Raw genomic sequence first — 23,072 nt, forward strand, 5'->3', positions numbered from 1 at the left:
GCAATCAGATATTCAGCAAGCAGAGTCCCTGGCGGAGCTTCCTCCCGAGCCGAGGGCCACGTTTGCCAAGGTTAACGGTGAGTCGGTAACGCAGTTGCCGCAGGATTTATATATCCCGCCGGATGCGCTCGAGGTGTTTCTCGACGCCTTCGAAGGCCCGCTGGACTTGTTGCTGTATCTGATCAAAAAACAGAACCTGGATATTCTTGATATTCCCATTGCCGAAATCACCCGGCAGTACATGGCCTATGTCGATCTGATGAAAGAAATTCATCTGGAATTGGCTGCGGAATATCTGGTGATGGCTGCAGTGCTGGCGGAAATCAAATCCCGCATGATGCTGCCGCGCGTGACCGAGGAAGAAGAGGAAGTTGATCCTCGTGCAGAACTGATTCGTCGCTTGCAGGAATACGAGCGTTTCAAAAAGGCCGCTGAAGATATTGATGCGCTGCCACGCGAAGGTCGCGAGTTTTATCTCACGGAAGCCGTTTTCGTTGACAAGGTAGTTGCGCGTAAACCGCCTGAAGTGGATTTGGCTGAACTGCTATCGGCACTCAAGGATGTGATGAAGCGCGCTGAGCTGTTCACCCATCACCAAATTCAGCGTGATGCACTGTCGGTGCGTGAACGCATGGCTAACGTGATGAGTGTGCTCAGCCCTGAGCGGTTCACACCGTTTGAGTCGTTGTTCACCGTGGAAGAAGGTCGCGCTGGGGTAGTGGTGACGTTTCTGGCGGTGCTGGAATTGATCAAGGCGTCGCTGGTTGAACTGATCCAGGCCCAGCCTTATGGTCCCATACATGTAAAGGCTAGACAATGAGTCCAGAGTTGTTAAAAAAAATTGTCGAAGCAGCCCTGTTTGCCTATGGCAAACCCATGACCGTGGATATGCTGCTCAAGCTGTTTGCTGAAGAAGAACTGCCCAGTCGTGAACAGATTCAGGACGTGTTGGCGCAGTTGCAGCAGGAGTGGCAGGGACGTGGTACCGAACTGGTCCAAGTGGCGTCTGGCTATCGTTTTCAAGCCGCGGTGGAAGTGACTCCCTGGGTTGCGCGGTTGTGGGAGGAAAAACCTGCCAAGTATTCCCGTGCGATTCTCGAGACCATGGCGCTGATTGCTTATCGCCAGCCGATTACGCGCAGTGAAATTGAAGAAATTCGTGGCGTCAGTGTCAGCAGTCAAATCGTGAAGACCTTGCTGGAACGCGAATGGGTTCGTGTGGTGGGAACCAAAGACGTTCCCGGACGGCCCGCGTTGTACGCCACGACCCGCCAGTTTTTGGATTATTTTAACTTTCGCAGTTTGGAGGAGTTGCCTCCGCTAGCGGAAATTCGTGATCTGGATGTCATTGCCCAGGAATTTGACATGGATCAAGACGACAAGGTTGAAGCTGCATTGCGCGAATTGCGCGATGACAATGACGAAGTCAATCTGCCTCTGGATGAAGAGGTAGAATTTGCTGATGAACATCCTGTCGCGCGTTCCATCGATGAGCCCGAGGCGAATGAGCCGGAGTCGTCACTGGTGGATGCAGCCCTGAAAGAATGGCTTGTCGATGACGATGAGCCCACTACTGTGCCCGAAGAAGAACATTGATGACTTTTCCCCGTAAAAAAATTTCCATAAAGAAAAAAACTTCGTCGGTGCGTCGCCCGCACAAGTCCGAAGATGCTGCGTCAGCGGCTGCGACCAAGCCTGAGCGCGCGCAAAAAGTGCTGGCACAAGGCGGTTTTGGTTCGCGCCGTGAAATTGAAAAATGGATCGAAGAAGGTCGCGTGCAAATCAATGGCAAAGTGGCCGTGCTTGGTGATTTGATTTCGCCCGGAGACAAGGTCATTGTCGATGGCAAACAAGTGACCGCGACGCGTCTGGAACCGCAAAAACATCGCTATTTGATGTATCACAAGCCTTTGGGTGAAGTGTGTACCCGTTCTGATCCTGAGGGTCGACGCACGGTGTTTGAGTCTTTGCCACAACTGCGCAACACCCGTTGGGTTGGCGTGGGTCGCCTTGACTTGAATACGTCTGGTTTGATGATTTTCACTACCGATGGTGATCTGGCCAACAAACTGATGCATCCCAGTCGTGAGATTGAACGCGAGTACGCTGTGCGCGTGCTGGGCACGGTCACTGACGAGCAAATGGCCGCACTGAGCACCGGCGTTATGCTGGAAGATGGCATGGCCAAATTTGATCAGATCATTGATGCCGGTGGTGAAGGCGCCAATCACTGGTACCACGTGGTGTTGCGCGAAGGACGTAATCGCGAGGTTCGTCGTTTGTGGGAATCGCAAGGACTGAAAGTCAGTCGTCTGCAGCGTGTGCGTTATGGCAGCGTACAGTTGCCACGCAGCTTGCGTCCTGGCAAATTCCAGGATTTGACACCGCAGGAAATCAAAGCCCTACAGGGCAGTGTCTAAGGGGCGATTCTTGCACCCGCTGATCCATGTCGTTTCGTTGTTGGTTCTCAGTTTGGGACTGGCACTGAGCCGGGGACCCCATTGGGGATGGCTGTTGCTGTTTTTGCCGGTGTACTGGTTGATCTGCGGTCATGGCCCCGGAAGCTCGGCCTGGTCGATGCTCAAGCGCTTGCGCTGGTTTTTACTGTCCATTGTGGTCGTTTATTCCTGGTTTACCCCCGGATTATGGATTGTGTCCGACTGGCAGCGCTGGTCGCCCACGGTGGAAGGCGCTCAATTGGCGCTGCACCGTTTGGTGGTGTTGATTGCGATTGTTCTGGCGGTGGCAACGCTGCTGAAAACCCTGGATCGGGAGCAGTTGATGGCGGCACTTCGGCAATTGGTGCTGCCGTTACGGCGGTTTGGATTTCCCGCCGACCGGTTTGCGTTGTTGCTCACCTTGACCCTGATTGCCAGCCGAAAGCTGGCAGCGTTAGGTAGCCCGATTGACATGCCAAAAGCGAACAGCATTAAACAGCGTTTGTTGCACGTGGTGGACAGGCTATATTTTCGTTTTCGTGAGGCACTGATAGTAGACGGCCTCGCCAAGCAAATTGAAATTCCCGCGCTGGTTGCTCCGCCGGTTTGGCAGTGGGCCTGGCCCGGTTTGATTTTGACCGCCGTAGTGCTGGTGAATTGAGGTAAACATGCGAATTGCGATGGCGGTGGAATATGACGGCGCGTCATTTTTTGGCTGGCAGGTGCAACTGCACTCGGAAAATACCGTGCAGGCGGTGGTCGAACGGGCGATTTCACGGGTAGCCAACGAACCCATTCGCGTCGTTTGCGCCGGTCGCACCGACACTGGCGTGCATGGCAGCGGGCAGGTGATTCATTTTGATACCCAGGCGCAGCGTGATATGCATCAGTGGGTGTTTGGTGCCAATGCGAATCTGCCCAAGAGTGTGGCAGTGTTGTGGGCGCAACCCGTTGATGAGGATTTTCATGCGCGGTTTTCGGCCATCAGCCGGCGTTATCAGTACGTTATCGTTAATCGTCCGGTTCGGCCTACCTTTTTGCAGCATCGCACCACCTGGGAGTTTCGCCCTTTGGATGAAACCCGCATGATCGAAGCTGCGCGTTATCTGGTGGGGCAACATGATTTCACTTCGTATCGCGCCCAGGCCTGTCAGGCCAAAAGCCCGGTGCGCAACGTGACGGAATTGACGGTGACTCGCCGTGGCCCGTATGTGATCATCGATATTGAGGCCAATGGCTTCTTGCACCACATGGTGCGCAATATCAGCGGCGTGCTGATGGACATTGGTGCAGGCAAGCATGAGCCGATCTGGGCGAAGGAAATTCTGGAGCATCGCGACCGCAAACTGGGCGGGGTGACTGCACCTCCGGCCGGTCTGTACCTGACCCATGTGGGCTACCCGGACAAATTTGGCTTGCCAGCGCTTTCCTGGTCGGCACCAGTTTGGTAAATTACGCTTTTTTTCAAGCGATTAGATGAATCATCAAACCCGAATCAAGATCTGTGGCATTACCCGGCTCGAAGACGCGCAAGCGGCGTTGGCGCTGGGTGCCGATGCGTTGGGCTTGGTGTTTGTCAAAAAAAGTCCCCGCTACATTGATCCACCGCAGGCAAGGGCCATCCTGGAACAACTGCCCCCCTTTGTGACCGTGGTAGGCTTGTTCATGGATCATACAGCGGCTGACGTGGCCGCGATACTGCGCAGTGTACCCTTGAATTTGTTACAGTTTCATGGCGATGAGCCGGCTGAATTTTGCGAAAATTTTGAGCTGCCGTACATCAAGGCCATCCCCATGGGCGCCGGCGTAGACCCGCTGGCCTATGCCGCCCTCCACCCCGCAGCCAAGGCGTTTTTGCTGGACAGTCATGGCGGTGGAAAATCCGGTGGCAGTGGCACAACTTTCGATTGGGCGGCAATCCCCAGAGATTTTCCCCGGCCGCTGATTTTGGCGGGCGGACTGGATGCAAATAACGTAGAATCCGCGATTACAACAATACGCCCCTATGCAGTGGATATCAGCAGCGGGGTTGAGGCTGCCAAGGGCATCAAAGATGCCGGCAAGATGGCGGCCTTTATTGCAGCAGTAAGAAAAGGTGACAGGATAAATGCAAACCCTACCTGAAATGCCCGATCGTAACGGCCACTTTGGCGTTTATGGCGGTCAGTTTGTGGCAGAGACGCTGATGGCGCCTCTGGAAGAACTGCGTCAGGCGTATGAAAAATATCGTAATGATCCCGAATTCATCAAGGAACTGGATTATGACCTGACCCATTTTGTCGGTCGTCCCAGTCCTGTGTATTTTGCCGAGCGCTGGAGCCAGCAGATTGGCGGCGCCAACATCTACCTCAAGCGTGAAGATCTCAATCACACCGGCGCGCACAAAGTAAACAACACCATCGGCCAGGCATTGTTGGCCAAGCGGATGGGCAAGACGCGCATTATCGCCGAAACCGGCGCCGGTCAGCACGGCGTTGCCAGTGCGACAGTGGCTGCGCGCATGGGCCTGGAATGCGTGGTCTACATGGGCGAAGAAGACGTCAAGCGTCAGGCGCTGAACGTTTACCGTATGCGTTTGCTGGGCGCGACGGTGGTTGCCGTTCAGTCTGGCACCAAAACCCTGAAAGACGCCATGAACGAGGCGATGCGCGATTGGGTGACCAACGTTGACAACACCTACTACATCATCGGCACTGCAAGTGGCCCCCATCCCTATCCAGCGATGGTGCGTGATTTTCAGACCATCATTGGCCGCGAAGCGCGTCGCCAGATGCAGGAACTGACCGGTCGCTTGCCTGATGCGCTGGTCGCCTGCGTTGGCGGTGGTTCCAATGCCATTGGTTTGTTCCATCCGTTTTTGAATGATGCCAGCGTGGCGATGTACGGCGTGGAAGCGGGCGGTCATGGCATTGCGAGCGGTGAACATGCAGCGCGCTTTGCCACCGGTAAGCGCGGTGTGTTCCAAGGCGTACGCACCTATTTGCTTGAAGACGAGAATGGTCAGATTCTCGAAACCCATTCGATTTCCGCTGGTCTGGATTACGCCGGCGTGGGTCCCGAACATGCCTGGTTGCACGATCAGGGGCGGGTGAAATACACCTATGCCACCGACGATGAAGCCTTGGCAGCGTTTCATGGTTTGACCCGTGGTGAAGGCATTATGCCGGCGCTGGAGTCCAGCCATGGTTTGGCGTATGCCGTCAAACTGGCCAAAGAACTGGGGCCAGGCAAAAATATTTTGGTCAATCTTTCCGGACGGGGAGACAAAGATATCCACACGGTAGCCGCGTTGGAAGGGATCAAAGTATGAGCAGATTAAGCAAGCGTTTTGATGCGTTGCGGGTCAATGGCCGCAAGGCACTGATCCCCTACATCACGGCAGGCGATCCTTTGCCGTGGGTAACCGTGCCGTTGATGCATGCGATGGTAAATTCGGGCGCTGACGTTATCGAGTTGGGCGTGCCATTTTCTGATCCGATGGCCGATGGTCCGGTGATTCAGGCCGCCTGCGAACGCGCATTAAAAAACAAAATCACGCTGAAAAAAGTATTGGCGATGGTGGCGGAGTTTCGTCAAAAAGATCACAACACCCCGGTGGTGTTGATGGGCTACCTCAATCCGGTTGAGGTGATGGGTTACGAGACTTTCGCCAAAGCTGCAGCCGAGGCGGGCGTGGACGGCGTGCTGACGGTGGATATGCCACCGGAAGAAGCCCAGGAGTTTGTGCCGATCATGCGCAGTCATGGTCTGGATTCTATTTTCCTGATGGCACCCAATAGTACTCCGGAGCGCATGCGCAAGGTCGCGGAAATTGCGCAAGGATTTGTGTACTATGTATCGTTCAAAGGGGTGACTGGCGCTAATTCGCTGGATACTACCGAAGTGGCAACCAAAGTTGCCGAGTTGCGCAAACATATTTCGCTGCCGATCGGCGTAGGTTTTGGTATTCGCGACGCGCAATCTGCTGCTGCCGTGTCACGAGTAGCGGATGCCGTGGTGGTAGGTAGTGCACTGGTGAGTCGCATTGGTGAAGACGTAAAAGTCCCCGATCGCGTACTGGTGCGTGTTCCTCAATTTTTGAAGGAACTGCGCATGGCTATTGATAAAGCAAATTCTTAATACGGATTCGACACTATGAGCTGGTTTAAAAAACTGACAACGTCACGTATTCGCACCGAAGGTAGCGAAGCAAGCAAGCGCACGGTTCCTGAAGGTCTGTGGACAAAATGCAATGGCTGCGAAGCGGTATTGTTTAAATCGGAACTGGAACGTAGCCAGGATGTTTGCCCCAAGTGTGGCCATCACGGTCGTATCGGCGCGCGCAAACGTTTGAACTGGTTTTTGGACGAAGCGGGTCGTGAAGAAATCGGCGCCAATCTGGAACCCGATGACGTATTGAAATTCAAGGACAGCAAAAAATACAAAGACCGTATCGTTCAGGCGCAAAAAGCCACCGGCGAAAAAGATGCACTGATTGCGATGAAAGGATTTTTGCACGGCAATCCGGTTGTTGCGGTCGCGTTTGAATTTAGCTTCATGGGCGGCTCCATGGGCTCGGTTGTAGGTGAGCGTTTTACCCAGGCGGCCAATCGTTGTCTGCAAGAAAACATCCCGCTGATTTGTTTTTCCGCGAGCGGTGGTGCGCGTATGCAAGAGGCACTGTTCTCGCTGATGCAAATGGCCAAAACCAGTGCGGTACTGGCCAAAATGCGTGATCGCGGCATTCCTTACATTTCGGTAATGACCGATCCTACCATGGGCGGTGTGTCGGCCAGTTTTGCGATGTTGGGCGATTTGAATATCGGTGAACCCAACGCGTTGATTGGTTTTGCCGGCCCACGTGTTATTCAGCAGACTGTACGCGAAACCTTGCCCGAAGGGTTCCAGCGCAGTGAATTTTTGCTGGAGCACGGTGCGATTGATTTGATCATCGATCGCCGCGAGATGAAGGATCGTTTGGCCAGTATTTTGGCCATACTGACAAACAAACCGGCGTTGTCGGCATAACCGATGCGATTTAATCATGTGCAGGCTTGGCTAGATTGGCAGCTTGGCCTGCACGCCACTGCCATCGATCTTGGACTGGAGCGCGTGCGCCAGGTCTATGATCGATTGGCTGTGGGCAAACCTGCTCCCGTGGTGTTCACGGTGGCAGGAACCAATGGCAAGGGTTCTACGGTTGCGATGTTACGCGCTACCTTGCTTGCTGCCGGATATCGTGTCGGCTGTTATACCTCTCCCCATGTTCTGCGCTACAACGAACGTATTTCGATAAATCATCAGCAAGTTGAAGACGCCGCGTTGTGTGAGGCATTCGAGCGCGTTGATCAGGCGCGCGGTGAAATATCGCTGACATTTTTTGAATTCGGCACACTGGCTGCGTTGGATATTTTTGCTCGCTCGGCACTGGATGTGGTGGTGCTGGAAACCGGTTTGGGTGGTCGACTGGATGCTGTCAATATTATTGACGCCGACGTGGCGATTATCACCAGCATCGACATGGATCACATGGACTGGTTGGGTGACACCCGCGAAAAAATTGCCTTGGAAAAAATGGGCATCGGTCGTGCGGGAGCGCCACTGGTGATCGCTGATCCGTCACCTCCGGAACTGATGTTGCAGCAAGCCACTGCGGCGGGAATGCAACTGCGCTGTCTTGGTCAGGATTACGGATTTGTGCAGCATGATGGCATCTGGGATTGGTGGGGAAGCGCTGGTGAAAAACGTTTGAGTTTACCGCTACCAAATCTGCGCGGCGTGCAGCAGTTGTACAATGCCTCGGCGGTGTTGCAGGCGCTAAGTGAAATGAAAACAGCGCTGCCCTTGTCGCAAAGCCAAATCCGCGAAGGTCTGCAGAGTATCGTGATTCCTGCGCGATTTGAAATTCGTCAGGATCGTTATCGTTTGATTCTGGATGTCGCACATAATCCGCAGGCCGGCGAATTTCTCGCGCGAAACTTACGTTCGCTTCATCCGCTGGGTGCCAAACGTGCTCTGCTGGGAATGATGCGTGATAAAAATATTGCCGATACGCTTAAACCATTATTGCCGCTGGTGGGCGAATGGTATTTGACGAATTTACCCGAAGCCCGTGCCGCCAGTGCCGAAGAAATTCGTGATATTTTGTTGGGCCTTGGCGTGGCGGAACAACAGCTGCATTGTTTCCGCGACGCGAATGATGCCCGACACGCGGCGGAGTTGGATATGCACGGCGATGATATTTTGTTGGTCTTCGGTTCATTTTTTACTCTAAACGCGTTTTTGCAGGCGGCGACGCATGAGTGATACAACTTCAATGAAACATCGCATCCTCGGTACCTTGGTGCTGGTATCGTTGGCAGTGATTTTTTTACCCATGTTGTTTTCGAACAATGAAGATATTCCAGGCGAGGGCGAATTTATACCGTCGCCGCCGGACAAATTAAAAACCATCATCTATCGCCTGGATGACGAGGGTGTGTTCAAGCTCAATGGTCAGCCCGATACAACGGGTGAGCCTGGGGCGATAGTCAGGGAAGTCGAGTCCGATCCAGCGACCAGCACTAATCCGCCTGTTGTTGCTGCACCGGTCGAAACGACCGCTGCTCTGACCAAGGAAGCGACCACCGCACAACCGCTGGAAACTGCTGAGGACAGCGGCAATGCGACCCCCAATCTGCCCGACGGCCTCAAACGCTGGGTGGCCCAGGTGGGGAGCTTTTCCCAGGAAGCCAATGCCACACAATTGCGCGATAAAATTCGCGGTTTGGGCTACTCGGCATATGTGGATAAGCGCGAGGCCAACGGCAAAACCATCTGGCGAGTGAAGGTGGGGCCGTATGTTGTTGAACAGGAAGCACAAACCGCCATGCAAACGCTGCAAAAAAAACTGGGCGTCAATGGCATTGTTATGCGTCACCAATAAGGCGAGCCTTGGGTTTTTTGCTATAATCGCGCCGTCGCAGGCCGGCCCGGATTTGAAATCAGGTTTACGGAGATTCGACAAACCGTGAGTGCGGTAGACTACATTGTCCTGAGTATTGTGCTGGTGTCGGCGGTAATAAGCCTGTTTCGCGGATTTGTTCGCGAAGTTCTGTCGCTGGCCGCATGGCTGGTGTCGTTTTGGGTGGCAATCAGTTACACCCCCAAATTGGCGTCCTGGCTGCAACCGCACATGGAAAGTGAGGCGCTGCGCATTGGTGCGAGTTTTCTTGCGCTGTTTATTACCTGTCTGGTGTTGGCCGCGCTGATAAACCGCCTGGTTGGCCAGTTGGTCAAGCATTCCGGTTTAAGTGGCACCGACCGCGCGCTGGGCGTGGTGTTTGGAATTATTCGTGGAAGCCTGGTTGTGGTTCTGCTGGTTTGGTTGGCGGGCATGACGAAACTTCCGCAGTCGGATTGGTGGAAGCAGTCCCTGTTACTTGAACAATTTGAGCGGTTGGCATTGGCGATTAATGACTCTTTGCCGACCCAATACGGGCAGTATTTTGCTTACCAGTTGCCCAAGCGCAATTGATTAGACGCTATTCTGGAGAATCGAACTATGTGTGGTATTGTTGGCATTGTTGCGCAAAGCAATGTTAACCAAATGATTTATGATGCGCTGACGGTGCTCCAGCATCGCGGTCAGGATGCGGCGGGAATTGTGACTTGTGACAATGGTCGCCTGCATCTGCGCAAAGACAATGGTTTGGTTCGCGATGTATTCCATACCCGTCACATGTTGCGCCTGGTTGGCGACATGGGGATTGGTCACGTGCGTTATCCGACGGCGGGTTCTTCGTCGTCCTCCGAGGCACAACCGTTTTATGTGAATTCTCCTTACGGCATTACGCTGGCGCACAATGGTAATTTGACCAACGCCGAAAAGTTGGGCGAAGAAATTTTCCGCGATGACTTGCGTCACGTAAACACGGACTCGGATTCTGAAATTCTGTTGAATGTGTTCGCCCATGAACTGCAGGTTCGCGGCAAACTCAAGCTGGAAGTGTCGGATGTTTTCGCTGCTGTTTCTGGTGTGCACAAGCGTTGTTTGGGTGGTTATGCCGCGGTGGCAATGATCACCGGTTACGGTATCGTTGGTTTTCGTGATCCCTACGGTATTCGACCGCTGGTGGTAGGCAAACGTGACGGTGAGCATGGCATTGAATACATGCTGGCTTCAGAGAGCGTTGCGCTCGACACGGCAGGTTTTGAACTGATTGGCGACTTGGCGCCGGGTGAAGCGGTGTACGTCGGTCGCGATGGTACTTTTGAGCGCAAGCAATGCGCGGACAAACCGCAATATTCTCCGTGTATTTTTGAATACGTGTATTTTGCTCGCCCCGATTCGATCATGGATGGCATCTCGGTGTACAAGGCAAGATTGCGTATGGGCGAATACCTGGCGCGCAAGATTCAGCGCCTGCACCCGGATCATGAAATCGATGTGGTTATTCCCATTCCCGATACCAGTCGTACCACTGCGTTGCAGTTGTCGTACACGCTGGATGTGAAGTACCGCGAAGGATTTATCAAGAACCGTTACATTGGCCGGACGTTCATTATGCCCGGACAAACGCAGCGTAAAAAATCCGTAAAGCAAAAATTGAATGCCATCGAACTCGAATTCCGCGGCAAAAATGTGTTGCTGGTGGATGACTCGATTGTGCGCGGCACTACGTCGCAGCAAATCATTCAGATGGCGCGTGAAGCCGGTGCGAATAAAGTATTTTTTGCCTCCGCTGCGCCACCGGTTCGTTACCCCAATGTGTACGGTATCGATATGCCGACCAAGGCAGAGCTGATCGGTTACAACCGTGACGAGGATCAAATTGCTGAAGCGATCGGCGCGGACTGGTTGGTGTATCAGGATCTTGATGATCTGATCGAAGCAGTGCGTCACAAGCGTGGCAATGTTGCCAACTTTGATTGTTCATGTTTTAACGGCGAATACGTTACGCCTGACGTCACTCCAGAGTATCTGGCGAGACTGGAAGCCAAACGCAACGACTCGGTCAAAGAGAAGAAGTCCTCCAAAGATAACGAGGTTATGGGATTACACAATAATGGCTAACTTTTAGTCATTATTGTAAATCCGCCTATATAGTCCGCCCTGAAGGGTGCCGATAAGGGGTAGAGCTGTTGTGACCCGTTGTCTGCGCCCTCAGGGAGTCTTTAGGTGGAACGCGTATCCGAAAAAGTTATCGCCCGCGCCAAAGCGGTACAAATTCTAAAAAAACTGCCCGTTTTTGATGGCTTGCTGGATGACGAGCATTTCAAGGTCATTGGCATGTGCAGTAGTACCACCTTGAAAAAAGGGGAAATACTCTTCCGTCAGGGAGAAGACGGCCAGGTTTGCTACATTTTGCTCAGCGGTGCCATCAACATCAATGTCGAAGGGGTGGGCACCATCCACGTGATGAAGCCCGGCGAGGTATTGGGCGAAATCGGTCTGGTGACCAAAACCCAGCGCACGGCCACTGCCGTTGCCAAGGAAGACTCGGTGATGTTGCGATTGTATTCCGACATTCTGCACGAAGTGGTCAAAAAACATCCTCGGATTGGCTACGTCATCATGCTGAATATTGCCAAAATCCTGGCTGAGCGACTCAAGGCTCAAAATAACGCCAGAAAATAACTAGGGTCTGGGCAACCGCCTGAGTAGCGGCCAGATCAGCACGCCTGCCAACGCACCGTACAGATGTGCTTCAGTCAGCACCGGACCACCGGCCATTTCCTCGGAACCGGGTAAGGCGCCAAACACCTGCTCCCACACCAGTTTTGCCGCTACAGCCGTTAGAAATAACCAGCCTTCCAGCGGTCTGACCCGGATGTTTGCCAGCCCGCCAACAACGAACAAGCTATGCAACACCCCTGATAAACCTACGTACCAGAGAATCTCTGGATTCAGCCAAAGAATCATGCCGGCGATGAACAGGCAGCCCACCGCAAAGCTGATGATCCAGCCCAAGGCACTCAGACAACTGCCGAAGAAAAACAGCACCAGCAACGCGCCCAGCGCGTTCATAATGTAGTGTCCCCAGCCCAGGTGGACTACATTGGCACTGAGCAGCCGCCACCATTCGCCGGCCAAAATCCCTTCGCGATCAAAACGCAGCCAATCAACCTGTTCGGGGCTAAGGAACATCAGCAGCAACGACACCAGCAGCAAGCTGGAAAAGCTCAAGGTGGTGGCAGAGGGTTTGGCAAGTTGTAGCATGCAGATAACTCTGGGTGGCGAAGCGGCGACATACACGCTCATAGGTACTGGAATAATATCAGAATTTTGTCAGACGAGGAGGGCGGGCTGCCACTGCTGGACAAAAGTTGGCAGAAATCGACCGGTGCGAATCGGTATTGGCGGTGCCTTTTGTTACAATGCCTGTCGCCAATACCGGCATAGCGTAATGCTGAAAAGAATTCAGGACCATGGAATCGCTTAAAAAACGCCTATTATCCCAGCTGAGCTTTATCAATCCGCGTTCTTACGTGGAGTTGGTCATCGCTGGATTTTCGTTGGTAGCCTTGCCGCTGTTGATTGCGTTTGTGACGGGGGTTTTTTACGTCGACAAATTAACCCAGCAAAGTCAGCAGGCGCTGTATCGAGCGGTGCAGACAACCAACAGCAGCCGGGAAATCATGGAGCTGACCAACGCCATGGAGCGCAGTACGCGGCAGTTTCTGGTGTTGAATGATAGCCAATTGTACAAGGTCTACCGTGAACAATACCTGAACTACCAAGCCACATCCCAGGAGCTCTCTGATTTTTTGGTGGATGAGCAGCTTCGCTTGCGCTTGAAAAAACTGGATGAATTGACGGCGGATTTGTTTGTGCGGATGCAGGCGTATTACGATGGCGTGTCTGCCGAGCCGGTTAAGGCCCACGAATTTTCTGCCATGACCGAACTGTCGCAAAACCTGTTTCGTGACACCAATCGGCTGATTGATAGTGAAATGGCGATCTTGCGTGAAATATCAGATAAGGCACGCAACATCATTTTCTGGGAGCTGGCGGCCCTGGTTCCCGGTGTGATTATTTTTATCCTGGTGTTTGTGGTGCTGTTATCTCGACCCATCCGCGAACTTGAGCAAGGCATCAAGCAGATCGGCGAGGGCAGGTTTGACGAAGAAATCCACGTGACCGGTCCGCGGGACCTGGTGTCACTGGGGACGCAACTGGAATGGCTGCGTAATCGCCTGAAATACCTGGAAGAGAAAAAAACCAAATTCCTCCACTACGTGTCCCATGAACTGAAGACACCGCTGGCGGCAATACGCGAGGGCAGCGAATTGCTGGCCGAAGGAGTCACCGGCCCCTTGTCGGAACATCAGCAAGAAGTGGCGGATATTCTCAAGAAAAACAGCATCAGTCTGCAGCAAATGATTGAAAAACTGCTGAGTTTTAACATGCCCAGCGAAGCCGGGTCTGATCAGTTGAAAGAACTGAAATTATGGGGACTGATTGACACGGTGGTTGCTGACCATAGACCGGTTTTGCTGGCCAAACACATTAATTTGACCCTGGACTATGATAAGAATCTGGTCATGCAGGGTGTGGAAGAGAAATTCCGCGTCATTGTGGATAATTTATTGTCCAATGCCATCAAGTTTACCCCCGAAAATGGTACGGTGAGTTTGCAACTCCGGGATGAGGAAGGTCATGTGGTACTCCGGGTTTTTGATACGGGACCGGGGATTGATAAGGACGATGCACTGCATGTGTTTGACGCCTTCTATCGTGGAAAGCAACAAGGGGCCGGGGTTATCCGTGGCAGTGGTCTGGGTTTGTCCATTGTGAAAGAGTTTGTTGAGGCCCATCACGGCAGTATTCGGCTGCTTCAGCCAGGATCAGCCATTGGTGCCTGTTTTGAAGTGATTTTTCCCCGTAAAAAAGTAATAAGTGCGTAAACCAGGATGTCTGTTATGAAACGAGTAATTGTACTGATTTTGATCATCGTGCCGTGGCTTTCCGGCTGCGCGGTCACGTCCCTGTTTAGTTCCGATCCCTATCGCTACCGGGACAGTAGTCGTGAATTGACCAGTGCAGAGCAGCAGGAAGCCGCCATTCTGGCTTATTGGATCGATTATTCGCTACACAGCCAGCATTTCACTGCGGATGAACGCAAAACAGAATACTTCCGACTAAAAGGTGCTAAAAGCCTGGAAGGCAAGGGCAGGCTGGTCCTTTTGCTGGCGTCGTCAGGCGTACCCGCCCAGCAGGAACAGGCCGCCAAACTGGCCAATGAGCAAATCCAAACCGCTCAGCGCTCAAAGCAAATGATATTGGCAAATTTTCTGCAACTGGTAGCCGCACAAATCAAATCGCAACGGGATGCCCAGGGCTTGTCCGCCAAAAATCGGCAGCTCCAGGCGCAGCTACAGCAACAGGAAGAACACGCAAATCTGTTGAAAAAACAGATTAACGCGTTGAAATCAATAGAGAAAAGCATTTATGAACGCGAGTATGGCTTTACAAACAGCGCCGAATAATCTGGTTCAGAATCAAACGATCCTGCTGGTCGACGATGACCACGATCTGCTCAAGCTCTTTTCTATGCGCCTCAAAGCGTCGGGATATGACGTCATCGCCGTGGACAGCGGCGAGAAGGCGCTGGTCGAAGTCTCCATCCATCACCCCAAAGTGGTCATCACCGATTTGCGTATGGATGGCATGGACGGTATGGCGCTGTTCAACGCGATTCACAAAATCAATTCCAGCCTGCCGGTTATCATCCTGACAGCGCACGGCACAATCCCCGAGGCCATTGAGGCAACCAAGCAAGGTGTTTTCGGGTTTATTACCAAACCGTTTGATCCCAAACAATTATTGGAACAAATTCAGCGCGCAATGACGGTGTCCGTGGGTGACAGTCATGCGGCCGACGAAAATGACGCGACTACCCAGGCTTGGCGCAAAAGCATTATTACCCAAAGCCCGGCGATGGAAGAGCTGTTGAGTCAGGCAAACATGGTGGCTGGCAGTGATGCCAGTGTGTTTATCCATGGTCAAAGTGGTACGGGCAAGGAGTTATTGGCCAAGGCAGTACACGCGGCCAGTCCCCGTCGGGATCGCCCGTTTGTGGCGGTAAATTGTGCGGCTATTCCCGAGCACCTGCTGGAATCAGAGCTGTTTGGTCACGTCAAAGGCGCGTTCACTGGCGCGGCGGGCAACTACGAAGGTCTGTTCAAAGCCGCCGATGGCGGCACCATTTTCCTCGACGAAATCGGCGACATGCCGCTGTCGTTGCAGGTGAAATTACTGCGTGTCTTGCAAGAGCGACAAATCCGTCCCGTGGGTTCGACCCGCTCGACCTATGTCGATGTGCGCATCATTTCTGCGACCCACTGTGACATTGACGAGGAAGTGCGTCTGGGCAATTTCCGCGAGGATTTGTACTACCGCCTGAACGTGGTGATGCTTGAGCTTCCCGCACTGGCAGAGCGTCGCCAGGATATCCCATTGCTGGCCAAGCACTTTTTAGAAAAACTGGCCAAGGACTCTTCCACCAAGGTTAAGTCCTTTGCGCCAGAGGCCATGGAAATGTTGATGACGGCACCGTGGCCGGGCAACATTCGCCAGCTGCAAAATGTGGTCGAGCAGAGCTTCGCACTTTGCCCATCGCCAGTGGTTCCCGCCCGTCTGGTTCTGAAGGCATTGCGCGGCAAGTCGGGCGAGGTAATGCCGTTGACGGAAGCCAAGCGCCAGTTCGAGTACGATTATCTGCTCAAACTGCTCCAGCTAACCAGCGGCAACGTGTCACAGGCAGCACGCCTGGCCAGCCGGAATCGCACCGAATTTTATAAATTGCTGCACCGCCATTCGCTAAACCCTGCTGTGTTTAAGACCCGGCGATAATGCTGTCGCCTTTTTGAGACATGGCAAGCCGGGCTTGCCATGTCTCTGCAAACTTCATCAGAACTTTTCCATTTCCGCTACTGCCATGCATTTCAGTCTGGGCGATATTTTGAGCTAAGAAGGCAGATTTAGATCGTGATGGAGTCGATTGAAGTTCAAGAAAATTTGTTCAGCGTCGATTAAATAAACACGATCAATTAACACAAAAGGAGCACGCTTTTTATGAAAGTATTGGTCAGCACACTTATCGTTGGCGTCACCATGTTTTACGTTGCCAGCTACGCCGCCATTATCGGTTAATCGCTAAAGTTGGCGTTTCGCGAGTTTTTTCCTGGATTCACTTGCCGTTCGGCTGGCGGATTCAGGGGAAATGCTCCATTGCTTTCTCTCCTGCAACAATCCGGGCTATATGGTCTGATTTTTCAATTAAACAAATAGGTTGCGTGACGCCTGTCTGCTTGGCGGTTTAGAATGTCGTAGACAGTGTTTGGAGCGAATCACGTGACAGGAACAAAACTTCCCCTGCTGCAAGACCTGGTTTCGACCGACCCAGCCCACCAATACACCGAAGACGAACTTGATGCCATTGAGCAAATCGATGCGGCGATGGCATTGCGTTTGGCGCGTGCGCAGCATCTGGCGCAGCAAAATCGGCAGGAAGCGCCGTCGGATCAGACCATCGACGAGGCTCAGGTCCGGTTGGCCATTGATGAAGCCAGAGCCATCCTTGCACAAGATGGCGGTGACCTGGAACTCATTGAAATTCAAGGACGTACCGTTAAGGTTCGCTTAAAGGGGGCTTGTGTAGGATGCCCCAATGCCACACTGGATCTACGCAATGTAGTGGAGCGGATCATCAAAAGACGCTCACCGGGTGTGCATGAGGTACAAAATACTTTTTAAACCAACGCAGAACACAGCAAAACGCAAATAGCAGCTTGCTGGGAAATAACATAAAAACAAGAAGCGTCCCTCAAACACCGAGGGAACATAGGTAAGCCGTAATGAAAAAAAACAATCTTAAACGACGTATCCTGTTGGTTTTGGGGGGATGCCTGATTTCTTTCGCCGCTGCGGCGGTTGGTCAGACACTGGATGATTGTGCTCACTGCCATCCGGACTTCAAACACAAGCAAGTGAAATTAACGGCAAAAGACAAGTGCCTGACTTGTCATGGCAGCCTTGAAGCCCACGATAAAAAGAAAGCCAGTGCCGGAGATCAGGCACGGATAACTGCTTTACGGGATGAACTCAAAGCCGCGCTGAAATACGAGGAGTTTTATTCGCCGTCGCGGTTGGGGGATGCGCCTAACGAAATGATTCGAATTCCGGCAGGGCAGTTCATTAAGGGCACCAATGACCGCTTGCCGGACGAAGGGCCACAGCATTTGGCTGAAGTCCGCCAGGATTATTTGATCGATAAATTTGAAGTAACCAACGCACAGTACAAACGTTTTATCGATGAAACCAAGCATCGCTCGCCCAAGCATTTCCAGAACCGTACCTATCCCGAAGGCAAGGCCGATCATCCGGTGGTGTTTGTTTCCTGGGATGACGCGAAGGATTACTGTACATGGGCAGGCAAACGCCTTCCCAGCCAGGAGGAATGGGAAAAAGCCGCGCGCGGCGAAGACGGTCGGACTTATCCCTGGGGCAACGATTTTGACCTGAAGAATGCCAACACCCCACAGCGGTGGGCGGCTCTGGATCAGCCTGGAGATACGTTGCCCGTGGGGTCATTTGAGGCAGGACGCAGTGTTTATGGGTTGTACGATGTGTCCGGCAATGTCTGGGAGTGGACCGACTCCTGGTACGATGCCTACCCGGGCAATACCCACATTACGGAAAACTACGGGGAAAAATACAAGGTACTCAAAGGTGGTTCATGGTGGGATTGTTCGTTCTATAGCTGCGGCATTTCCGCACCGACGTTTAACCGTAGTTTTTTCACCCGCTCGACCAAAAACAACAGCTTTGGTTTTCGTTGCGCCAAAGACGCCTGATTCATCAACCGGTTGCCCTGATTCACCAGGGCGACCGGTCTCCAATCCCACAATTAATTCCTCGATAATACAAATTTTGCCGGAACGCAAAAATAGCGTTGCATAGTTAAAAAAAGATTGGTAAATATGCGTCTGAATTTGATATGGCGCGTCGCTCAAAACTTGAACAACCTCCCTAAAAACAATTGGTTGTACGCTTTTTGAGAACTGTTGAAGACCCTCTCCAACCGACTGCAGTTCTCCTCTTCCGAGAGGGAAAGGGCGCGCAGCTCAATAAATTACCCTGATCCGTGATTAATATTTTCAATGTATTAGTGCCGTTGAGGGGTTAAAAAAAATCCCTGATTGCGGATATATAGTGACAGAGCAGTCACTGTTTTGCTGAGCAGGTGGTAATACGAAGAATAGGTTTAAAGCACGCAGAGCTAGGAATGAGGTGTGTTATGGGTGGTAGCAGTAAATTTGTGAATGCCAGTCAGAGTGAAGATCTGGAACCAAGCGGGTTCGAAGAAACCGGGATTGGCCCAATCGACGAAAAAGAGTTGCCCAAAGGCGCCAACAGCGGCAAGGCTCGCAAAGCCATCGAACAGTTGCTCGAAGAAAAGCGTTTACGGGAACTGTTAAAAGACGATTTTGACGACTCCTTCGAAGCCTGATCTGTTCTGGCTTGGAAGGAAACAAGGCCCTGCAGGAAAATATTCCGCAGGGCCTTTGTGTTTTTAGGCGATTCGGGATTGCGCGCTTGCGTGCTGAAAGTGCAGTAATGGGTGGCTCGACATGCCGTTGGGTACGCTCAAACCCATCAGCTGCAATATCGCCGGGGCAATTTGGGATAGGCCACCGCCATCGGTCAGTTTGATCACATCACTGTCGATGACAGCGCAAGGCACAGGGTTGGTGGTGTGCTGGGTATGCGGCTGGCCGCTGATCGGATCTTGCAGCATTTCACAATTGCCGTGATCGGCCGTGACGATAACGCTGTAATCGCACTGTGCCGCTGCCGCCAGGACACGGTTCAGTTCCTGATCCAGCGCCTCTACCGCGCGAATCACAGCATCGCGCGCGGCGGTGTGACCCACCATGTCGCCGTTGGCGAAGTTGACCACAATAAATCCCATCTCCCGAGCCTTCATGGCATCGATAACTGTATCAGCCACACGTGATGCGCTCATTTCCGGTTTGAGGTCGTAGGTTGCGACCTCAGGGGAGTTGATCATGATGCGTTCCTCGCCGGGGAAGGGTTGTTCCAGCCCGCCGTTAAAGAAAAACGTCACGTGCGCATATTTTTCTGTTTCCGCGCAATGCAGCTGCTGGATGCCCGCATCGGCAATAACCTTGGCCAGGGTTGTTTTGGGATAGTCCGCCGGAAAGGCAATGGGCAAATCCAGCTGCGGATCGTATTCGGTCAGGCAAGTGAGTGGCAGTGGATCAAAAACGCCACGATCAAAGGGCTTAAATTCGGCGCCAGCGAATACGTAGGTCAGTTGTCTTGCCCGATCATTGCGGAAGTTAAAAAACACCACTTGATCGTGATTGTGAATAATCCATTGGGCATCGATCACTGTGGGGGAAATGAATTCATCCCCTACGTTGGCGGCATAGGCGTTTTCCACGGCTTTGCGCGCAGTGGGAGCCTTACTGCCTTCGCCATAACACATGGCTCGCCAAGCCGCGTGAGTGCGTTCCCAGCGCTTGTCACGGTCCATGGCATAGTATCTGCCGCTGAGGGTGGCGATGTGACCATTGGCGGCCTGTAGGGCCGGTTCCAATTGGTCCAGATAGTTCATAACCGAGCGGGGCGCGGTATCACGGCCATCTGAAATCATATGCACAACGGGAATCACCTGGTGCTGGGCACACAGCGTAATCAGGGCAAGCAGGTGGTTGATGTGGCTGTGCACTCCGCCGTCGGAAACCAAACCGACCAGGTGCAAAGGACGGCCAGTCTGCTGGCAATGGCCAATGGCCTGCAACAGGGCGGAATTTTGAAAGAAGCTGCCATCCTTGATGGAGTGGTCTATCCGCACCAGATCCTGGCGAAGAATGGTGCCACAGCCCAGCGTAAGATGGCCTACTTCCGAGTTGCCCATTTGGCCATCGGGCAGGCCAACCGCGCCACCGCTGGCTTCCAGGGTGGTGTAGGCCCGGCTCTGAAACAGCTTGTCCAAGGTTGGGGTTCGGGCCAGATCAACGGCATTGTTACTGCCCGGCTCGCCGATGCCGACGCCGTCCATAATGACCAACAACGTTGGTTTTCGTGGTGGCATGTTGGGGTGTGTCACAAAACTCTCCTTGGGAATCGCGTTGCAAAAAAATGCTGCAGGCGATTATCGACATTTCCCGGCAAAAATCCAGCGTTGTTAATGCGACTTGACCTCTTCCTCTGCCCGCAGGACTTCCTGTGTCATGCTTAAAATGCTGTCCGGGTTCAGTGAAATGGACTCAATCCCGCGTTGTACCAGCCAACGGGTGATTTCCGGGTAGTCGGAAGGAGCCTGACCGCAAATGCCAATGTATTTATTCGCCTTTTGGCAGGCGCGAATGGCCATGTCCATCAGTGCCAGCACAGCCTCATTGCGCTCATCAAAATCATGGCTGACCATGGACGAATCGCGGTCAACGCCCAGTGTCAGCTGCGTCAAATCGTTTGAGCCAATGGAAAAGCCGTCGAACTCCTGGAGGAATTGATCGGCCAACAATGCATTGGCAGGAATTTCACACATCAGGTACACCTTAAGACCTTTTTCACCGCGACGCAGACCATTTTCTGCCAGCAGCGCAGTAACCTTGCGTGCCTCGTCGATGGTGCGCACAAACGGAATCATCAGCGCGACATTATCTAGGCCCATTTCCTCGCGCACTTTGCGCATGGCGGCGCACTCCAGCGCAAAACATTGGGCAAACTGCGCTGAAGGGTAGCGCGAGGCACCGCGGAAACCAATCATCGGGTTTTCTTCTTGCGGCTCGAATTGTTGGCCGCCAAGTAGGGACGCGTATTCGTTGGATTTGAAATCGCTCAGACGCACGATAACCGGCCGAGGGTAAAATGCGGCCGCGATGGTGCCCACACCTTCGGCAAGACGATCGACGTAAAACGACACTTTGTCCGCATAGCCAAAGGTGATGTGATTAATCTTCTGCTGGGTCGCGGCATCCAGCTCATTGAATTTGAGCAGGGCTTGGGGGTGAATGCCGATGCTGTTGTTGATGATGAATTCCAGTCTGGCCAGACCGACGCCCGCGACCGGCATTTGCGACAATTTGAAGGCCTGCTCGGGATTCCCCAGGTTCAGCATCAGTTTGGTGCGAGGCTTGGCGGCCAGGGAGAGATCCACTTCGGTGATCTTGTAGCGCAGCTGGCCTGAGTAAACATAGCCGGTATCGCCCTGGGCGCAAGATAGTGTGACTTCAGCATCATCCTCGATAGTGCGGGTGGCGGTGTTGCAACCAACCACCGCAGGAATGCCCAATTCGCGCGCAACAATGGCAGCATGGCAGGTTCGTCCACCACGATTGGTGATGATGCCGGCGGCCCGTTTCATGATCGGTTCCCAATCGGGATCGGTGATGTCGGTGACCAGAACTTCGCCCGGTTGCAGTTCGTTCATCTGACTGGGATCGAGAATCACCCGTGCGCGACCACTCGCAATTTTGTGACCGACTGATTTCCCTTCAACCAACACGGTTCCATGTTCTTGCAGTTCATAATTTTGCTGCACGCCGGGTTTGCGCTGTGATTCCACCGTTTCGGGTCTGGCTTGGACGATGTACAACTCACCGTCTTCACCATCTTTGGCCCACTCGATGTCCATGGGCTGTTTGCGGCCATTTTTCTTCGAGTAATGATCTTCGATGGCAATGGCATAACTGGCCAGTTGCAGCACTTCGTTGTCGGTAATCGCAAAGCGCTCGCGATCTTCAATGCTCACCGGAACGTTGCGGGTGGAGTGCCCGGGAATGACTTCATTGGTGTACACCATTTTCATCGCTTTATCGCCGCGCTGGCGTTTCAGAATGGCACGATGCTGGGTGCGAAGCGTGGGTTTGAATACGTAATATTCGTCGGGATTGACCGCACCCTGCACAATGTTTTCACCCAAACCGTAGGCCGCCGTGATGAAAACGACATCGTTAAATCCAGATTCGGTGTCGATGGTAAACATGACGCCGGAAGCAGCTTTGTCGGAGCGCACCATTTTTTGTACGCCCACGGAAATGCCAATGCTCATGTGATCAAAGCCCTGGTGTTCGCGGTAGGCAATGGCGCGATCGGTGAACAGCGAGGCAAACACCTGCTGGCAGGTGTGAATCAGGTTAAGGCTGCCGCGAATATTCAGATAGCTTTCTTGTTGGCCGGCAAAGGACGCATTGGGCAAATCTTCGGCAGTAGCTGAACTACGCACGGCAACATCGGGGTTGGGCCCATACTGTTCTTCCAGTGCCTTGTAAGCCTGGCGAATTTCATCTGCCAGCTCGGGTGGCATCTTGGCGTGACGAATCCAATGTCTGATTTTGGCACCACAACGAGCCAGTGATTGGGTATCGTTGATATCCAAGGTGTCGAGTTCATTTTTTAAGCGTTGGCGCAGATCGTTTTTATCGAGGAAGTGGAAATAAGCCTGTGCGGTGAGCGCAAAACCATTGGGAATATTGACGCCGGTATGATTCAGTCCCTGGTACATTTCACCAAGTGACGCATTTTTACCCCCCACCGAGCCAATGTCGCTCAGGTTGATTTCCGCAAACTTTTTTGTAAAGGCCATTTCGAACTCCGGCTGTTGCAATATCGCTACATCATAGACGAAAGGAGGGGCT

22 protein-coding genes and 1 pseudogene are annotated in these 23,072 nt (G+C 53.0%); 20 read left to right on the top strand and 3 right to left on the bottom strand.

Going from position 1 to position 23,072, the window contains the following annotated elements; translation table 11 throughout:
* Positions 1–28 precede the first annotated feature (28 nt).
* From OEW58_01130 to OEW58_01195, 14 genes are all read left to right on the top strand, one after another.
* Positions 29–820 carry a segregation/condensation protein A gene (locus tag OEW58_01130; protein ID MDH5299949.1) on the top strand — a complete coding sequence of 264 codons (792 nt, stop codon included), beginning with the start codon at positions 29–31 and terminating at the stop codon, positions 818–820.
* Entirely contained in the window at positions 817–1,596 is a 780-nt protein-coding gene (scpB, locus tag OEW58_01135; GenBank protein MDH5299950.1) for an SMC-Scp complex subunit ScpB, read from the top strand. Before OEW58_01130 ends, scpB begins: the two co-directional genes overlap by 4 nt.
* Positions 1,596–2,420, top strand: a complete 825-nt coding sequence (locus OEW58_01140) for a pseudouridine synthase (GenBank protein MDH5299951.1) — start codon at positions 1,596–1,598, stop codon at positions 2,418–2,420. Before scpB ends, OEW58_01140 begins: the two co-directional genes overlap by 1 nt.
* Before the next feature lie 10 nt (positions 2,421–2,430).
* Complete coding sequence (locus tag OEW58_01145) at positions 2,431–3,099, top strand: energy-coupling factor transporter transmembrane protein EcfT (protein ID MDH5299952.1); 669 nt, start codon at positions 2,431–2,433, stop codon at positions 3,097–3,099.
* Between the two features lie 7 nt (positions 3,100–3,106).
* Positions 3,107–3,889, top strand: coding sequence for a tRNA pseudouridine(38-40) synthase TruA (truA, locus tag OEW58_01150; protein MDH5299953.1), 783 nt, complete (start codon positions 3,107–3,109; stop codon positions 3,887–3,889).
* Positions 3,890–3,914: 25 nt separating this feature from the next.
* On the top strand, positions 3,915–4,562 hold the full coding sequence (locus tag OEW58_01155; protein ID MDH5299954.1) for a phosphoribosylanthranilate isomerase: 648 nt from the start codon (positions 3,915–3,917) through the stop codon (positions 4,560–4,562).
* Entirely contained in the window at positions 4,546–5,748 is a 1,203-nt protein-coding gene (gene trpB, locus OEW58_01160; GenBank protein ID MDH5299955.1) for a tryptophan synthase subunit beta, read from the top strand. Before OEW58_01155 ends, trpB begins: the two co-directional genes overlap by 17 nt.
* The gene (trpA, locus tag OEW58_01165; GenBank protein MDH5299956.1) at positions 5,745–6,557 is read left to right on the top strand and encodes a tryptophan synthase subunit alpha; all 813 of its coding nucleotides are present in this window, start codon (positions 5,745–5,747) and stop codon (positions 6,555–6,557) included. The genes trpB and trpA overlap by 4 nt, the downstream gene beginning before the upstream one ends.
* Positions 6,558–6,572: 15 nt before the next feature.
* A complete protein-coding gene (accD, locus tag OEW58_01170) occupies positions 6,573–7,445 on the top strand; it encodes an acetyl-CoA carboxylase, carboxyltransferase subunit beta (protein ID MDH5299957.1) in 873 nt (290 codons plus the stop codon).
* A 3-nt stretch (positions 7,446–7,448) separates the two neighbouring features.
* Positions 7,449–8,723, top strand: a complete 1,275-nt coding sequence (gene folC / locus OEW58_01175) for a bifunctional tetrahydrofolate synthase/dihydrofolate synthase (GenBank protein ID MDH5299958.1) — start codon at positions 7,449–7,451, stop codon at positions 8,721–8,723.
* Positions 8,716–9,342 (top strand): SPOR domain-containing protein, encoded by a 627-nt coding sequence (locus OEW58_01180; GenBank protein MDH5299959.1) that lies wholly within the window; start codon positions 8,716–8,718, stop codon positions 9,340–9,342. The genes folC and OEW58_01180 overlap by 8 nt, the downstream gene beginning before the upstream one ends.
* Before the next feature lie 84 nt (positions 9,343–9,426).
* The gene (locus OEW58_01185) at positions 9,427–9,933 is read left to right on the top strand and encodes a CvpA family protein (GenBank protein ID MDH5299960.1); all 507 of its coding nucleotides are present in this window, start codon (positions 9,427–9,429) and stop codon (positions 9,931–9,933) included.
* Positions 9,934–9,960: 27 nt separating this feature from the next.
* Positions 9,961–11,472 carry an amidophosphoribosyltransferase gene (gene purF, locus OEW58_01190; protein ID MDH5299961.1) on the top strand — a complete coding sequence of 504 codons (1,512 nt, stop codon included), beginning with the start codon at positions 9,961–9,963 and terminating at the stop codon, positions 11,470–11,472.
* A 105-nt stretch (positions 11,473–11,577) separates the two neighbouring features.
* Positions 11,578–12,036 (top strand): cyclic nucleotide-binding domain-containing protein, encoded by a 459-nt coding sequence (locus OEW58_01195; protein MDH5299962.1) that lies wholly within the window; start codon positions 11,578–11,580, stop codon positions 12,034–12,036.
* On the opposite strand, the gene rrtA is transcribed toward OEW58_01195, so the two are convergent.
* Positions 12,037–12,618, bottom strand: coding sequence for a rhombosortase (gene rrtA / locus OEW58_01200; GenBank protein ID MDH5299963.1), 582 nt, complete (start codon positions 12,616–12,618; stop codon positions 12,037–12,039). It abuts the gene before it with no gap.
* A gap of 209 nt (positions 12,619–12,827) precedes the next feature.
* On the opposite strand from rrtA, the gene OEW58_01205 reads away from it, so the two are divergent.
* The 6 genes and pseudogenes from OEW58_01205 (at position 12,828) to OEW58_01230 (ending at position 18,913) form a co-directional block, all read left to right on the top strand.
* A complete protein-coding gene (locus OEW58_01205; GenBank protein MDH5299964.1) occupies positions 12,828–14,306 on the top strand; it encodes an ATP-binding protein in 1,479 nt (492 codons plus the stop codon).
* Positions 14,307–14,321: 15 nt separating this feature from the next.
* Positions 14,322–14,888 (top strand): hypothetical protein, encoded by a 567-nt coding sequence (locus OEW58_01210; GenBank protein ID MDH5299965.1) that lies wholly within the window; start codon positions 14,322–14,324, stop codon positions 14,886–14,888.
* Entirely contained in the window at positions 14,863–16,254 is a 1,392-nt protein-coding gene (locus tag OEW58_01215) for a sigma 54-interacting transcriptional regulator (protein ID MDH5299966.1), read from the top strand. The genes OEW58_01210 and OEW58_01215 overlap by 26 nt, the downstream gene beginning before the upstream one ends.
* A 534-nt stretch (positions 16,255–16,788) precedes the next feature.
* Positions 16,789–17,157 (top strand): annotated as a pseudogene (locus OEW58_01220) (NifU family protein).
* A 101-nt stretch (positions 17,158–17,258) separates the two neighbouring features.
* Positions 17,259–18,257 carry an SUMF1/EgtB/PvdO family nonheme iron enzyme gene (locus OEW58_01225; protein ID MDH5299967.1) on the top strand — a complete coding sequence of 333 codons (999 nt, stop codon included), beginning with the start codon at positions 17,259–17,261 and terminating at the stop codon, positions 18,255–18,257.
* Positions 18,258–18,700: 443 nt separating this feature from the next.
* Complete coding sequence (locus tag OEW58_01230; GenBank protein MDH5299968.1) at positions 18,701–18,913, top strand: hypothetical protein; 213 nt, start codon at positions 18,701–18,703, stop codon at positions 18,911–18,913.
* 63 nt (positions 18,914–18,976) lie between these two features.
* On the opposite strand, the gene gpmI is transcribed toward OEW58_01230, so the two are convergent.
* Together gpmI and ppsA are read right to left on the bottom strand one after the other, a co-directional pair.
* A complete protein-coding gene (gene gpmI / locus OEW58_01235; protein ID MDH5299969.1) occupies positions 18,977–20,524 on the bottom strand; it encodes a 2,3-bisphosphoglycerate-independent phosphoglycerate mutase in 1,548 nt (515 codons plus the stop codon).
* Between the two features lie 93 nt (positions 20,525–20,617).
* Entirely contained in the window at positions 20,618–23,020 is a 2,403-nt protein-coding gene (ppsA, locus tag OEW58_01240) for a phosphoenolpyruvate synthase (GenBank protein ID MDH5299970.1), read from the bottom strand.
* Between the last annotated feature and the right edge of the window lie 52 nt (positions 23,021–23,072).

It is taken from the genome of Gammaproteobacteria bacterium (assembly GCA_029884425.1).
GTDB lineage: Bacteria > Pseudomonadota > Gammaproteobacteria > S012-40 > S012-40 > JAOUHV01.